We start from the raw sequence: 15,224 nt of genomic DNA, 5'->3' as shown, positions 1-15,224 counted from the left end.
ACCTGAGGATTGCCCATGTACTGGATCTGGATCGCGTTGTCGTTGACGCTGCTGGTCGCTGCGCTGCACGTCTATTTCCTGGTGCTGGAAATGTTCCTGTGGACGCGTCCACTGGGCTTGAAGACCTTCCGCAACACGCTGGAGAAGGCACAGGCCACGCGCGTGCTGGCGGCCAACCAGGGGCTTTACAACGGCTTCCTGGCCGCCGGCATCCTGGTCGGACTGGTCCGTTACTTCGAGATCACCATTTTCAGCCTGGTCTGTGTGGTGGTGGCCGGCTGTTATGGCGCCTGGAGCGTGAACCGGCGGATCTTCTACATCCAGGCAGTGCCCGCACTGCTGGCGCTGGCGGCGATCTGGCAGGCCGGCCGCAACCTGCACTGACACGGCAACAGAAAGGGGTCAGAGTCCTTCTCCTGCGGAAAAGGACTCTGACCCCATCGGGTCGCGAGGCGGTCAGGCTGCCTGCTGCGAACCGGCTTCCTTGCGCGGCAGGTCGTAGTAACCGGCCGAGCGCAGTTCGTGGGTATCGAAATCGTCCACGGTGATCGCTTCCAGGGTGATCGCACGCAGCTCTTCCAACAGGCTGCGCTCGTCCTGGGTCAGCACGCCTTCGGCCACGGCTTCGTCGAGCTGCTTGTTGTAGTCCAGCGCTTCGATGCCCTTGCTCTTGAGCGCCTTGAGGAACTTGCGCTCCACCGGCTCGGCCATGATGGCCTTGGCCAGGTAGCTGTTGATGCGCCCACCGGGGTTGTTCTCGCACGGGGTCATGAACACGCCGTCGGCCAGGCGGTCGCGGGCTTCATTGGGCGCCATCAGCAGCGCGGCGACGCGACGGCTCAGGCGGTCACCCGGGGCTTCGGCACGACGACCCAGCGGGAAGATCAACAGCCACATCAGCCAGCCGATCGGGCGGATCGGGAAGTTGCGCAGCGCCGCCGACAGCGACTCTTCGATCTTGTGCACGCTGTCATGGAAGCCCCAGGCCAGCAGCGGCTGGTCGGCCACCGGTGCGCCTTCGTCGTGGTAACGCTTGAGCATGGCGCTGGTCATGTAGACATGGCTCAGCACGTCGCCCAGTCGGCCGGACAGCGATTCCTTGAACTTCAGCTTGCCGCCGAGCGTCATCATCGAGATGTCGGCCATCAGCGCCAGGTTGGCCGAATAGCGGTCCAGCTTGCGGAAATAGCGGCGGGTGTAGGCATCGCCCGGGGCGGCACCGAAACGGGCGCCGGTCAGGCCGAACCAGAACGAACGCACGGCGTTGGAGATGCCGTAGCGGATGTGCCCGAACAGGCTGCGGTCGAAGTCCTGCAGGCCGGCCTTGCGGTCCGGATCCTGCGCGGCCTTCATTTCCTTCATCACCCACGGATGGCACAGGATCGCGCCCTGGCCGAAGATCAGCAGGCTGCGCGTCATGATGTTGGCGCCTTCCACGGTGATCGCGATCGGCGCGGCCTGCCAGCTGCGGCCGGCGAAGTTGCGCGGTCCCAGGATGATGCCCTTGCCGCCGATCACATCCATCATGTCCGAGATCACTTCACGGCTCATGCTGGTGCAGTGGTACTTGGCGATCGCCGACGGCACCGACGGCACATCGCCGCGATCCACCGCCGCCGCAGTGGCCTGGGCCAGCGCGCTGATCTTGTAGGCCTTGCCGCCGATGCGGGCCAGCGCTTCTTCCACGCCTTCGAAGCGACCGACCGAAAGCCCGAACTGCTTGCGGATGCGGGCGTAAGCACCGGTGATGACCGCGCCGGCCTTCGCGCCGCCGCTGCCGGTGGAGGGCAGGGTGATCGAGCGGCCCACGGCCAGGCATTCGTTGAGCATGTTCCAGCCCTTGCCGGCCATCGCGGCACCGCCGATCAGCTGGGTCAGCGGGATGAACACGTCCTTGCCCTTGATCGGGCCGTTCTGGAACGGCGAGTTCAACGGGAAGTGGCGACGGCCGACTTCCACGCCGGCGGTCTCGCGCGGCAGCAGGCCCAGGGTGATGCCGATATCGCGCGTTTCACCGATCAGCTTGTCCGGATCGTACATGCGGAACGCCAGGCCGATCAGCGTGGCCACCGGGGCCAGGGTGATGTAGCGCTTGTCGAAGGTCAGCCTGACGCCGAGCACGCGCTCGCCATTCCACTCGCCGTGGCAGACGATGCCGTAATCGGGAATGGAGGTGGCATCGGAGCCGGCGAACGGACCGGTCAGGCCGAAGCAGGGCACTTCGCGGCCATCTGCCAGGCGCGGCAGGTACTGGTCCTTCTGCTCCTGGGTGCCGTAATGGTTGAGCAGTTCACCCGGGCCCAGCGAGTTGGGCACACCGACGGTGGAACTGACCACCGAAGACACCGAGGCCAGCTTCTGGATCACCTTGTGGTGGGCCAGCGCGCTGAAGCCCAGCCCGCCGTACTGCTTGGGAATGATCATGCCGAAGAAGCGGTTCTTCTTGATGAAGGCCCACATTTCCGGCGGCAGGTCGGCGTGGACGTGGGTGATTTCCCAGTCGTTGACCATCTTGCACAGTTCTTCCACCGGGCCATCCATGAAGGCCTGTTCTTCGGCGGTGAGCTGCGGCTTGGGGTAGTTCAGCAGGATGTTCCAGTCCGGGTCACCGGTGAACAGCTCGCCTTCGAAACCGACCGAACCGGTCTCCAAGGCGATCCGCTCTGTCTGCGACAACGGCGGCAGCACCTTGCGGAACACCTTCATCATCGGGGCGGTCAGCAGCGGCTTGCGGATGAACGGCAGCAGCAGCGGGACGGCGATCACCGCCACGATGGCGGCCGCGACGATGGTGGCGGTCTGGTTGATGTAAGGCACGAACCAGCAGATGGCCAACACGGCCACGCTGATGATCGTCCAGGTGATCAGGCGCATGCGGTGATAGGCCGCGAATGCACTTGCCAGCAACAGGGCAAGGAAGGGAAGAACGATGCTCATGAGCGTACTCCGGTGACGTGCTCGGGTTCGGCGGACGATGTTGCGGCCAGGGCCGGGGGTAACACGTCCAGATAGTTCAACACAGTAGCGGTAAAGGCGTCGTTGTCGTCGCCGGCCAGCATGTGCGTGGCCTGCGGCAGCTGTACATGGCTGGCATGCGGGGCCAGCGCGAGGAAATCGGCGATGGTGCCGGCGTTGACCAGCTCGCTGCGGCCGCCACTGACCAGCAGCAGCGGGCACTTCACCTTGCGTGCGGCATCGGCCAGGGCGTCCTGGTGCTGTTCGCTGTCACGTGCCAGTTCGGCCACCAGCCGCGGATCCCAGTGCCAGCGCCAGCGGCCATGGCGGTCTTCGCGCAGCAGCGCACGCAGGGAATCTTCGGATTTGCGCGGCCGATGCGGCAGGTAGGCGGCGATCACGTCGGCGGCCTCGGCCAGAGATGCGAAGCCCTGCGGGTGGGCGGTCATGAAGCTGAGGATGCGCTCCACCCCGGCGGTATCCCAGCGCGGGGTGATGTCCACCAGCACCATTGCCGAAAACAGCCCGGGCCAGCGCGATTCGGCCAGCAGCCCGAACAGGCCGCCCATCGACGCGGCGACCAGCACCGGTGGGCGCGACTGCTCGCCGGCCAGCACGATCAGGTCATCGGCGAACTGATCACCGTGGTAGGGCAGGTCGGCTGGGTTCCAGTCGGAATCGCCATGGCCGCGCGCATCGTAGGCCAGGGTCTGGAAGCCATGGGCGGCCAACGCGCGGGCCGACGCGTTCCAGGCATGACGGGTCTGGCCGAAGCCGTGTGCGAACAGGATCGGGCCGCGGCGCCCGGCCGTGTCGGCGGTGGCCGCCAGCACCGCGCCGTGCGCTGCGTCCAGGCGCAGAGAGGACAACGGGGCGAGGGAAGGAGGTGTGACCATACCAGCTAGTATGGAGCGCTTCGGTTCGATGTCAATACTGTCACGTATGGTGCGCTGCAGCGGCCTGTCGGTGAGCACTTACATCTTTATATACAGAGGCATACTGCAACGAACCCCGGCGTATGGTTAAATCACCAGATGAGCGAATCCGAAACTCCCGCCGGCGAACCGCGCGCCGGCCGCAACAGCCGCCTGAGCGCCGAAGACTGGGCCCAGGCTGCCCTCGACCTGATTGCCGAACAAGGCGTGAGCGCCGTCGCGGTGGAGCCGCTGGCGCGCCGCCTTGGCGTGACCAAGGGCAGCTTCTATTGGCATTTCCCGTCGCGTGACGCCCTGCTGCAGGCCGCGCTGGAGCGCTGGGAACTGTTCGAGCAGGAACAGGTGTTCGGCAGCCTGGAAGAGGTGCCCGACCCGCGCGTGCGCCTGCGCCAGCTGTTCCAGGTGGTGGCGCATGAAGTGCAGCCGCACATCATCTACAGCGAACTGTTGAAGGCGCTGGATCATCCGATGGTGCGTCCGGTGATCGACCGTGTGTCGCAGCGGCGCATGGATTACCTGATCGCCTCGTTCCGCCAGGCGGGCCTGAGTTCGACCGATGCACGCCATCGCGCGCGGCTGGCCTATGCGGCCTATGTCGGCTTCCTGCAGTTGTCACTGCAATTGCAGCAGCCCAAGCAGGCGCGCGAGGACTTCGAAGCCTACGTCGAGCACGTGATCGAGACGCTGATCCCGGGCTGAGCACATCAAGCCAGGATGCTGAAGAGAGCCGCTGCGAAGCGGCTCTTTTTTTGTGCGTGGCGTTGTTGCATTCCAACCCACCAGATAAAACAACGGCCCCTTTCGGGGCCGTTGCTTCAGACGTTGTTGATCAGTGGACCGATCAGAACTTCTGGTTGTACTTCAGGTACAGGAAGCGACCGATATCGAAGCCGCCATAGTACGAGAAGTTCGAGCTCGGCTGATCCATCATCAGCGGGGCAACCTTGTTGAACACGTTGTTCGCACCGATGGCGATGGTGGCGTTCCACGGCGCTGCGTAGGAGACCTGCAGATCGTGGAAGGTCGTCGAACCCAGCTCGTTCATCGGGGTGATGATGCCGCCGGTGTCCGGAGCCGAGAAGTTCGGCAGGGTGCAGCGTGCGGTGAAGTAGCAGGTTTCCTTGGTGCCGGAGTAGTAACGCATGCTCCAGTTGACCGACCAGTCGTTCTTCGTCCAGCCCAGGCTCAGGTTCGAGCGTACGCGGAAGTAGGCGTTGAAGCCGTTGTACTGCGACGGCACTTCTTCGGCATCGTTGGTGGTCTTGGACTCGTACTTGCTCACGTACGTAGTCGCGGACTTGGCCGAGAAGCGGCCCCAATCGGTGTCCAGCGCATAGTTGATGTCGAAGTCGAAGCCTTCGGTTTCGGTGTAACCGGCGTTGCGGTTGCCGTAGGTCAGGTCGCCGACGATGTTGCCGTTGGCCGGGTCACGGGTGAACAGGGCGCAACGCTCTTCGATCAGGCCGACATAGCAGTCTTCCAGGATCTGGTTCGGGCTGTCGGACACCAGGGTGTCTTCGATGCGGATGCTCCACCAGTCCACGCCCACGGTCAGGCCGCTGACGTAGCTCGGGCTGTACACCAGGCCGATCGACTTGGATTCCGAACGTTCCGGCTGCAGGAACTCATTCGAGCCGGAGGTGAACGGCACCGGGGACTGTGCGGCCGGGCCGTCAGCGGGGATGAAGCCCTGCTGCAGCTGACGGTAGTTCGCCGGGACATCAGCCAGGCAGCGTGCGGTGCCACGGGCGTTGCCGTAGATGCTGTCGCACGGATCGATGAAGCCGGTGGTGAAGGTCTGCGAGGAGCCGCCGTACAGGTCGCCGATGGTCGGGGCGCGGAAGCCTTCCGAATAGGTACCACGCACCAGCAGGTCGTCGATCGGACGCCACTTCAGGCCGAACTTGTTGTTGGTGGTGTCGCCGAAGGTGTTGAAGTCGGAGTAGCGGGTCGCCACGTCCAGCGTCAGCTCCTTGGCGAACGGCAGGTCAGCCAGGATCGGCACGTTCAGTTCGAGGTAGAACTCGCTGACATCGTACTTGCCACCGGTCGGGCCAGAAGCCAGGTTGGTCGAGTCACCCGACTGCGCGATGGCATCCGGAGCGAACTGGCCTTCCTCACGGCGGTACTCGTAACCGGCCGCGAAGCCCAGGTCGCCGGCCGGCAGCGGAACGATGGTGCCGGCGATGTTGGCGAAGTAGTTGTGGGTGGTGGTGTTGCCGGTCGCGTGCTCCTCGCGGAACAGGTAGTTGCGCACGGCTTCGTCGTCGAGCGAATTGGCGACCGCGCCGGTGCCGAAGCCGGCAAACGGGTTCCACGGCACGCAGCCGGCGATGATGGTGTCATCCGCGCCGTCGAGACCCGGGGTGCCGCAGACGGCCTGGCCGGCGCCGTTGACGAACGACGGACCGACGGCGTTGCGGACGGCCGGGATGTAGAAGTTGCCGTTGTTGATGATGGAGACGTCGTTCTCGTTGTAGAGCGCGCCCGCATCCCAGTTGAAGTAGCGATCACCGATCTCGAACGAACCTTCCAGGGCCGCCGTGAAGCGCCAAGTGGTCAGGTCGGTATTGGTGGTGCGCGGCACTTCCCAGCCACGACGGCGCCATTCGACGTCGGTCGCACCGCCGTTCGGGCTGTACAGGCTGTCAGCGCTCAGGTTCAGGTCTTCGTACGCGCCGGACTGCAGCGGGTAACCGGCGATCTGGCGGTCCGAGCTGCGCTTGGAGTACTGCAGGTCGGTGACGAAACGGACGTTGTCGACGAGATCATAGTTGGCCGACACATACAGCGAGCGGCGCTCCAGCGGGGTCAGCAGGTGCATCTGATCCGAGGAACGGCTGCGGTCGTCGAGATTCTGCGGGTGGAACTGGCCCACGCCCAGCGCGGTGCCGCCACGGTTCGGCGCCTGGTAGCCGCCCGTGCTGCCGGCCGGACGCCAGTTGCCCCACTGCCCGACGTTGGTGAAGGACGCGTTGTGGTTCCAGCCCGGATAGGTATTGCGGGTGAACCAGCGGTCCTTGGCCCAGACTTCCTCTTCGTTGTGGTATTCACCGGCGATGGTCACCGAACCACGATCGCCGGAGAAGCCGATCATGAAGTCATAGGTTTCCTTCTTGCCGTCGCCCTGGCCGTACTGACCGGTGTAGACGTTGGCTTCGGCACCGTCGAAGTTCTTGCGGGTGATGATGTTGATCACGCCGGCCATCGCGTCCGAGCCGTAGATCGACGAGGCGCCGTCCTTCAGCACGTCGATGCGCTCGACGATGACGGTCGGGATGGTCGACACGTCCTGGAAGCCGTCCGGCGAGATGCCCAGGCGCTTGCCGTTGACCAGGACCAGCGTACGCTGCGCACCGAGGTTGCGCAGGTCGATGTACTGACCGCCTGCTTCCTGGTTGGAGGTCAGCGGGGAGGAGCGGCTGAACGCCGGGCTGCCTGCGGCCGAGATGTTCTGCAGGATGTCACCGACCGAGCTGAAGCCCTGGTTCTGGATGTCCTGACGGGAAATCGTCAGCACCGGCTGGGCGGTTTCGACGTCGACCTGACGGATGCGCGAACCCGTGACCGAGATGCGGTCCAGGTTGGTGGTGCCGGAGGTTTCCTGCGCGACGGCGGCGCCGGTACCTGCAGCGCTGGTGATCAGCGCGATGACGACGGCGTCACGCAGTTTATTGCTGTTGCGGTTCATTGGGCTCTCTCTCCAAGTGGACTTGGTAGCTACGTGGTGTGGCCCGCGACGAAAGCGAATGGCGCTTCCAAAAATCGCCGGGCTGATCCCGATACTACTTCCGTCTTTTCGAAAATTAAAGCTTTGTTAATGATTCGCGTGATTTTGGTGAAATTCGGCAAACCCGTTCAGGCAGTCCGCAAACGAAAACGCCCCGGAATTCGGGGCGTTCTCAAAAATACCCTACAGGGATCAAGTGCTTACAGATCCTGCTCGTAACGGACATACGGAACAGTGCCGTCGTCGTTACTCTCATTGCGTGGTGAGAACGGGTTCTTGCCACGGCTTACGACGTTCTCCGCACCCACCGTCAGCTGGCCCGACCACGGCGTACGCCAGGTCAGACCGACCCCCAGGCCTTCCCATTTGCCGGGCTGGCCGGGCACATCGACCACGCGGCCGATGATGTTGCCGCTGAAGTTGCCATAGCCTGCGCCAATGCTGATGCTCTTGCTGTCCCAGCGATCCACGATCGAGGGCGCGGCGTCAGCCAACGGCACCAGGCGCGCCTTGGCATAGGTGCCACCAATGGACACGAAGCCTTCGCGGCCGATGTTCTTCTGACCGAATACCGTGAGGTCGTTCTGCTCGGCACGCAGCGCTGGCGACTTGTTCGGTCCTGCCAGCCAGGCGGGCAGGGTCTCGCGGCCGGCGCCGGCGGTTAGTCCGACACGTCCACCGGCGCGGTTGAAGGCCGCCGTGGCACTGAATCGCCTGGACAGCGTGTCTTCGTCATCGCCCAGGCTGGCCAGCATGCAATGACTGGCAAGCCCGCTGATGCTGGTGCCGCGGCTGCTGTTGCAGAGCAGCCCCAGCGAATCGCCGGAGGACAGGCCGAAGGCCGCATCCAGTGAACTGCGCCCGAAATGCCAGCGTGCGCCGGCCATCTGTTCGCCGGTCGGTTCCAGGTACAGCAGGGCTTCGACCTTGCCACTGCCCTTGTTCCAGACCGGGATGACGGTGCGGGTGTCCTTGGCCTGCGCATGTGCGCCCGTGACCGTCCCGAGGGCGATCAGCAGGGCAAGTGGCAGGCGCAGGAAGTTCGGCATGGGTCCAGTCAGACAGTCGAATGCAGGGCAAGTTCCCGCGGAAGCGGGAACTCGAGACTAGGCTGTTTATGAATCTTTAACAAGTCGTTGTCCTCCCCAGAACACGAACTCGCGAAGATGGTCGGCATGCTGGGGCGGAAACGGTTACTGAAGCCGCTCAGGGGCCGGCACGGAGGCTCCGGCACCGTGGAACAGTATCCCGAATTCCGTCAACGGAAAGTGATACTCCCGTCCGCAGAATTCGCATTTCACATCAACCGATCCCGTGGCTTCAGCGGCCGCGCGGGCCTCCTCCTCGCCCAACGACTGCAGCATGGCCTCCACCCGCTCACGCGAGCAGGAGCAGGCGAAGCGCAGCGGCTTGTCGCCCATGGCCTCGGGTTGTTCCTCATGGAACAGCCGGCGCACCAGCTCTTCGGCCGGGGTGGCCAGCAGTTCGGCCTTGCCCAGCGTCTCGAACAGCGCGCTGGCGCGGGTCCAGCCGTCGGCATCGCCTTCTTCGCCGGGCAGTTTCTGCAGCAGCAGGCCCGCAGCGCCCTGGCCATCTGCGGCCAGCAGCAACCGCGTGGGCAACTGCTCGGACTGGCGGAAGTAATCCTCGAAGGCCTCATCCAGGCTCGGTGCGGTGAGCCCGACCAGGCTCTGGTAGCGCTGCGGCTCGCGCGGGTCCAGGCCGGGGTTTTCGATGGTGATGGCCAGCACCGCGTCCTCGCCCAGTGCGGTCAGTTCGCGCGGGGCATCCTCGCCGTCTTCCACGCGTGCGATGCCGCGCAGGGTGCCGGCGGCGGTGCATTCGGCAAACAGCGTGCGCAGTGCGCTGCTGCTGCGCAGCTGGATGGACAGCCGCCCGTCAACCTTGGTGTGGCCGGTGAACAGCGCCGCGGCAACCGTCGCTTCGCCCAGCAGGCCAGCGGCTACGGCAGGGTAGTCGCCGCGCGACAGGATCTCCTGCCAGGTGTCCTGCAGGCGCACGTGCACCCCACGGACGCCGGCATCGGGCAGCAGGAAGCGGAACAGGGAGTCGGTGTGGTCGCTCATGGATTCGGGGCCGCGCGTATATAAGGGAGAGGGCTTGCCGGATAATGTGCCGACAACGGTTTGAAAGAAGAGTGAGCGATCAATGGGGTCAGGGGACGAAAACCTCAAGGTGGCCGATGTCGCGGCCGCGCCGCGCTGGCGCTGGCGGCGCCTGCTGTGGCTGCCGGTGCTGCTGGCCGCGTTCAGCGTGCTGCAGGTACTGACGCTGCGTTTCATCGATCCGCCGCTTTCCACCGTGATGGTCTGGCGGTATGGCGAAGCGCTGGGGCAGGGCGACTGGAAGTACCGCCTGCATCACCAGTGGCGTGACCTGGACCAGATGGCGTCGAGCCTGCCGATTTCGCTGGTCGCCGCCGAAGACCAGCGCTTCCCGCTGCACAACGGCTTCGACCTGCAGGCGATCGAGAAGGCCCGCGACCACAACGCACGCGGTGGCCGGGTGCGCGGCGCCAGCACGATCAGCCAGCAGGTCGCCAAGAACCTGTTCCTGTGGCAAGGCCGCAGCTGGCTGCGCAAGGGCCTGGAGGCCTGGTACACGCTGCTGATCGAAACCTTCTGGCCGAAGCGCCGCATCCTGGAGGTGTACGCCAACATCGCCGAGTTCGGCGATGGGATCTATGGCGCGCAGGCGGCGGCGCGGCAGTTCTGGAACAAGGATGCGTCGGCTTTGACCCCCGCCGAGAGCGCGCGGCTGGCAGCGGTGCTGCCGGCGCCGCGCCGGTACAGTGCGGCCCGGCCGGGCCCTTACGTGCAGCGCCGGGCGAACTGGATCCAACGGCAGGCCCGTCAGTTGGGCGGCGGCGGGTATCTGCAGGATGACTGAGTACACTGCTGTGATGCAGCCCGATCAACTGACCGTCCTCGTCGCCGCCTACAACGAAGAGGTGGCCCTGCCGCACCTGCACGAGCGGGTGACGGCGGTGTTCGCCACCTTGCCCGACATCGACGGTCGCATGCTGTACGTGGATGACGGCAGCAGCGATGCGACCTGGCAGGTGATCTGCGAACTGGCGCGGAAGGACCCGCGCGTTTCCGCGCTGCGGCTCTCGCGCAACTTCGGCAAGGAAGCCGCGCTCACCGCCGGACTGGACCAGGTGCGCGAAGGCGCGGCGATGATCCTGGACGCCGACTGCCAGGATCCGCCGGAGTTGATCCCGCAGTTCGTCGCGCGCTGGCGCGAGGGCTACGACAACGTGTACGGCACGCGGCTTGCCCGTGCCGGTGAAAGCTGGAGCAAGCGCGCCACCGCGAACATGTTCTACCGGGTGATCGGTCGGCTGTCGCCGACCCCGATTCCGGCCGATACCGGCGATTTCCGCCTGCTGTCGCCGCGCGCGCTGAACGCCCTGGGCGAGCTGCGTGAACGCCATCGCTTCATGAAAGGCCTGTTCAGCTGGGTCGGCTACCGACGCATCGCCGTGCCGTACGAGCGCCATGCGCGGATCGCGGGGACAAGCAAGTTCAGCCTGTGGCGACTGTGGAATTTCGCGCTGGAAGGGATCACCAGCTTTTCCACCGTGCCGCTGCGGGCGGCTACCTATCTGGGATTGCTGACCGCTGCCGGCGCTTTCGTGTTCGCCGTGGGGGTGGTGGTCAAGGCCGCGCTGTACGGTGACCGTGTCGCCGGGTGGCCGACCATGATGGCGGTGATCCTGTTCCTGGGCGGCGTGCAGCTGATCGCCCTGGGACTGATCGGGGAGTACCTGGGGCGTCTGTACGAGGAGTCCAAGCAGCGGCCGCTGTACCTGCTTGACACCTGGATCGCTCCGGGCGTGGCAGACTCTGGATGGCAACCCACCCTGGGAGGGCAGGCAGATGACCACGGTTCGGCAACTGTTGGACGGCAAGTCTCCTGAAGTGCATGCGGTCAGGCCGGACGCGGCGGTGATCGACGCGATCCGGCTGATGGCGGAGAAAAGCATCGGCGCGGTCCTGGTGATGGACGGGCCGGTGCTGGCCGGCATCCTGTCAGAGCGCGATTACGCGCGGAAGATCGTGCTGCGGGACCGCTCCTCACGCGATACGCAGGTCGCAGAGATCATGACCGCAAAGCTGGTGACGGTGGCGCCGACGGCGCACGTGGCGCACTGCCTGCAGGTGGTCACTGATCACCGCATCCGCCATCTACCGGTCGTGGAGAACGGCAAGGTGCTGGGCGTGATATCGATCGGTGACCTGGTCAAGGCGGTGATCGATGCGCAGGCGCAGGAGCTGGAACAGCTGCAGCAGTACATCGTGGCCGGCTGAGACATCCCGGGTTTGACGGCCAGCGGCCGTCACTACCCTTATTTGGCGTATTTGCCGCCGCAGTCGCTGTCCTTGCCCGGGCCGGGCTCGAACGTCGCCAGCAAGGCGGCCGGCGGCGCGATGCTGCCCAGTGCCAGCGCGATCGCACCCCGCAGTCCGAGCGCCTTGAAGTCCGGCCGGAACCCGGGATCCTTGAAGGTGCCATTGATCCGCAGCGGCGAGCGCAACGCCAATATGCTGATGTCCTTAGGCCGCGGCTTCAGCAGCAGGTCCATCTGCTCGTTCTTCAGGTTGACGGTGCCTTCGCCGACGATCAGCGTGTCGGTGGTGTCCACCGCCAGCGCCCGGCTGTCCATCAGGCCGTCCTTCACCCCGAAATCGGCGAAGGCGCAACGCAGCGGAATCTGCTTGTCACCGGTGAACAGGAACTTCAGCGACTCGGCCACGTCCAGGCCGGCCAGTTCCATGATCAGGTTGCCGACGTGGCCCTTGCCCATGCCGACGGCGACGTTGCCGTCGCTGCTGCCGAGCATCGCGGCGATCGAGTTGCCGTTGCCGGTCAGGTCGATCTCCCCCCCGATGCCGCCGGAGGCCTGTTCGGCCAGCTTGGCATCCGGGAACAGCTGGCCAAGCTGCACGCGGCGCACGCTGGCCTTCAGTGACGTGGCGATCTGCGGACGGCGCGCGTCCATGCGTATGGTGCTGCGGATGTCGCCGCCGGCCACGCCGAAGTTCAGCGGCTCCAGGCGCAACAGGCCGTCATCGAGGAAAAGATGGGCATCCATGTCGTCCAGGGGCAGGCTGGGGGCATTGATCCGCTGGGCCTTCAGGCGCACGTCGGCATCCATCGCACGCAGCTTGCCCAGGTCATACGGCGTATCCGGCAGCACGGTCGGCTTGGCCGCAAGCCGGGCGGCTTCGGCCTTCTGTTCGGCGTTGGCGGTTTCATCGCTCCCGGTCTTGGGCGGCGCGCCGACGAAGCCGGCCAGGTCGTCGAAGTCCAGTCGCTTGGACACCAGGTTGGCGGTCAGGCGCGGTCGCTCGCCGCCGGTTTCGACCTTCACATCACCGCCCAGGTCGCTGTCGCCGACCGTTCCGCTGAACTTCTCGTAGCCCCATACCTGGTGGTTGCGGCTGAGCTGGCCGTCCAGCCGATACGGGGGCGTGGAGGGCAGGGCGATGCCGACCAGCGGATACAGGTCTTCCAGGTCCTGGCCACTCAGCCTGAACCGCAGTTTGAAGGTCTGGAACTGGAAAGGATTGATCAGTGTGCCGCTGGCCACGGCATGCGTGGCGCCGGCGCGGCCATCCAGGTGGATCCGGAACGGATGCCCGCTGTTGGTCAGCTCCAGCGGCGATTCGGTGTTGCCGTTCAAGGTGAACGCATTGCCCTGCCACGAGCCCTTGCCGCTGACCAGCAGCGGTGGCGCGGCATCGGCCTGCTTTGGCTCGCCGCTGCGCACGGCCACCTGGATATCGGTGCGACCGCGTTCATCCAGGAACTGCAGGCGCCCGTCGTCGATATGCAGCCGACGCAGCTGCAGCGGTTCGCCACCGCTGCTATCGCCCATGAAATCCCAGTTGCCCGGCTGGTCGGCCTTCGGCGCCGTCTGCAACAGCGCATCGGGCCGGGTGAGGCGGATCTCCGGCAGCTGCACGCTGCCGCGCAGCAGGGGCCACACCCGCACGTCGATTTCCACGCGGTCCGCGCTGGCCATCTTCGGCTGCCTGGCCCATTCGGCGTTTGCGAAGGTGATGGAGTCGGCGCGGACGGTGGTCACCCGACCCAGATCCACGTCGAGGTTGCCGATATGCAGCGCACGTCCTGTCTTGGCCTGCACCGCGCGCTCCACCGGCCCCTTGAACCAGTTCCAGTCCCACAAGGCGATCAGCAGCAGGATCGCGGCGAGCAGGAACACCAGGATCGCGAGCCACCGTTGCCCGCGCTTGGTGGGACGGCGCATGCGCCAGCGGGAAGGACGTGCAGGTACGGGGGGCGAGGTGTCGTTCACTGCTGCATGGTTGCCCGTTCATCGTGCACAGGGTGCGAAGCGGGCATTCGGATGATGTGCAGGGGGCGTGGTCGAACGGGTGGAACCCCCTCGCGTGTGGCTCTTCGGGTGTTGCTGCGTGTCGCTGCGAGTGGTCGGGCGGGGAGGCTGTGCGGGGCACGCGTGAATAAATCCATGTAGCTCTTCGCGGCTCCTGCCGCTCAAGGCCCCGCACAGCCTCCCCGCCCGCCCCCCGGACAGGTTCCGGTGGCCGCCATCCGCGCAAGAAAATAAAAGAACAAAGGCAGGGGTCAGAGTCCTTTCGCTGCGCGAAAGGACTCTGACCCCAACTTTCTCCCCCCCTTCCTTCCCCGAATCCGCCGACCATGGGTCGGCGCTACCGAAGGTTTCATGGCCGCCAGAAGGTGGGGCGGGGTGGGTTGGCGGGGGCGTAAAGCGCCATGGATGGCGCGCATCGAGGCCCGCAGGAGCGGCTGTTGCCGTCCCCCGCCAACCCACCTCGCCCCACCAGCTAGCAGCCCTGCAGCATTTGACGTTGACGTTGACGTTGCTTTTGCTTTGGCTTCAAAGCCGCGCGCAAGCGCACGAACTCACAACACCTGCGCAGTCACCGCGACGAAGTGGCACACGCTGCCGCCGATCACGAACAGATGCCAGATCGCATGCGAATAACGGATCGATTCGCGGTGGTAGAAGTAGGTGCCCAGCGTGTAGGACAGCCCGCCGGCCAGCAGCCAGCCCAGCGTCCACAGGTCGATCGCCGCCAGCATCGGCTTGATCGCCACCACGATGAGCCAGCCCATCGCAATGTAGATGCCTGTCGACAGGGCCTTGAAACGGCCGGTGTAGAACAGCTTGAACACCACCCCGGCCAGGGCCAGGATCCAGATCGCGGTGAACATGCCCCAGCCCCACGGACCGCGCAGGCCGATCAGCATGAAGGGGGTGTAGGTGCCGGCGATCAGCACATAGATCGCGCAATGGTCGAATACCTTCAGCCGCCCCTTGGCCACCGGGTGCTGGATCGCGTGGTACAGCGTGGAGGCGGTGTACAGCAGCAGCAACGCCACGCCGAACACGATAGAACTGAACAGCTGCCAGCCATCGCCGTTGATGGCGGCCAGTGTGATCAACACGGCGCTGGCGGCCAGGGCGAACACCGCACCAAGGCCATGGGTCAACGCGCTGGCGATTTCCTCGCGGATCGATTCAACAGAGGTCATGGAAGAGGAGTGGGTCGCAGGGAGGGGGACCTGCA

Annotated in this window: 12 protein-coding genes; 5 read left to right on the top strand and 7 right to left on the bottom strand. The window is 65.3% G+C overall.

Annotated elements, in window-relative coordinates:
- Positions 1-15: 15 nt before the first annotated feature.
- Positions 16-384 carry a DUF1304 domain-containing protein gene (locus tag RTX79_RS13175; protein ID WP_057508045.1) on the top strand — a complete coding sequence of 123 codons (369 nt, stop codon included), beginning with the start codon at positions 16-18 and terminating at the stop codon, positions 382-384.
- A 72-nt stretch (positions 385-456) separates the two neighbouring features.
- On the opposite strand, the gene RTX79_RS13170 is transcribed toward RTX79_RS13175, so the two are convergent.
- Both RTX79_RS13170 and RTX79_RS13165 read right to left on the bottom strand, forming a co-directional pair.
- Complete coding sequence (locus tag RTX79_RS13170; protein WP_312684173.1) at positions 457-2,937, bottom strand: acyl-CoA dehydrogenase; 2,481 nt, start codon at positions 2,935-2,937, stop codon at positions 457-459.
- A complete protein-coding gene (locus RTX79_RS13165; protein ID WP_312684172.1) occupies positions 2,934-3,851 on the bottom strand; it encodes an alpha/beta fold hydrolase in 918 nt (305 codons plus the stop codon). Before RTX79_RS13165 ends, RTX79_RS13170 begins: the two co-directional genes overlap by 4 nt.
- Before the next feature lie 138 nt (positions 3,852-3,989).
- On the opposite strand from RTX79_RS13165, the gene RTX79_RS13160 reads away from it, so the two are divergent.
- Entirely contained in the window at positions 3,990-4,589 is a 600-nt protein-coding gene (locus RTX79_RS13160; RefSeq protein WP_042615262.1) for a TetR/AcrR family transcriptional regulator, read from the top strand.
- A gap of 142 nt (positions 4,590-4,731) precedes the next feature.
- Here RTX79_RS13160 and RTX79_RS13155 read toward each other — a convergent pair whose 3' ends face one another.
- The 3 genes from RTX79_RS13155 to RTX79_RS13145 all read right to left on the bottom strand — a co-directional run bounded on the left by RTX79_RS13155 (position 4,732) and on the right by RTX79_RS13145 (position 9,707).
- Positions 4,732-7,581, bottom strand: coding sequence for a TonB-dependent receptor domain-containing protein (locus RTX79_RS13155; RefSeq protein ID WP_312684171.1), 2,850 nt, complete (start codon positions 7,579-7,581; stop codon positions 4,732-4,734).
- A gap of 239 nt (positions 7,582-7,820) precedes the next feature.
- The gene (locus tag RTX79_RS13150) at positions 7,821-8,669 is read right to left on the bottom strand and encodes a hypothetical protein (protein WP_309687304.1); all 849 of its coding nucleotides are present in this window, start codon (positions 8,667-8,669) and stop codon (positions 7,821-7,823) included.
- A gap of 144 nt (positions 8,670-8,813) precedes the next feature.
- Positions 8,814-9,707, bottom strand: coding sequence for an Hsp33 family molecular chaperone HslO (locus RTX79_RS13145; protein WP_312684169.1), 894 nt, complete (start codon positions 9,705-9,707; stop codon positions 8,814-8,816).
- A gap of 82 nt (positions 9,708-9,789) precedes the next feature.
- Here RTX79_RS13145 and mtgA point away from each other — a divergent pair, with 82 nt between their 5' ends.
- The 3 genes from mtgA to RTX79_RS13130 are packed head-to-tail and all read left to right on the top strand — an operon-like array spanning position 9,790 to position 11,954.
- Entirely contained in the window at positions 9,790-10,530 is a 741-nt protein-coding gene (gene mtgA, locus RTX79_RS13140) for a monofunctional biosynthetic peptidoglycan transglycosylase (RefSeq protein ID WP_312684168.1), read from the top strand.
- 13 nt (positions 10,531-10,543) lie between these two features.
- Positions 10,544-11,563: a glycosyltransferase family 2 protein gene (locus tag RTX79_RS13135; RefSeq protein ID WP_309689804.1), complete on the top strand. Its 1,020-nt coding sequence runs from the start codon at positions 10,544-10,546 to the stop codon at positions 11,561-11,563.
- Positions 11,523-11,954 (top strand): CBS domain-containing protein, encoded by a 432-nt coding sequence (locus tag RTX79_RS13130; protein ID WP_312684166.1) that lies wholly within the window; start codon positions 11,523-11,525, stop codon positions 11,952-11,954. Before RTX79_RS13135 ends, RTX79_RS13130 begins: the two co-directional genes overlap by 41 nt.
- Positions 11,955-11,992: 38 nt before the next feature.
- Here RTX79_RS13130 and RTX79_RS13125 read toward each other — a convergent pair whose 3' ends face one another.
- Entirely contained in the window at positions 11,993-13,918 is a 1,926-nt protein-coding gene (locus RTX79_RS13125) for an AsmA family protein (RefSeq protein ID WP_312684164.1), read from the bottom strand.
- Between the two features lie 638 nt (positions 13,919-14,556).
- On the bottom strand, positions 14,557-15,189 hold the full coding sequence (trhA, locus tag RTX79_RS13120) for a PAQR family membrane homeostasis protein TrhA (protein ID WP_057508706.1): 633 nt from the start codon (positions 15,187-15,189) through the stop codon (positions 14,557-14,559).
- Positions 15,190-15,224 lie beyond the last annotated feature (35 nt).

It is taken from the genome of Stenotrophomonas chelatiphaga (genome assembly GCF_032054965.1).
In the GTDB taxonomy this organism is placed as follows: Bacteria; Pseudomonadota; Gammaproteobacteria; order Xanthomonadales; family Xanthomonadaceae; genus Stenotrophomonas; species Stenotrophomonas chelatiphaga.
The sequence above is the reverse complement of the archived record's forward strand: the minus strand, read 5'-3'. Positions and strand labels throughout refer to the sequence as shown.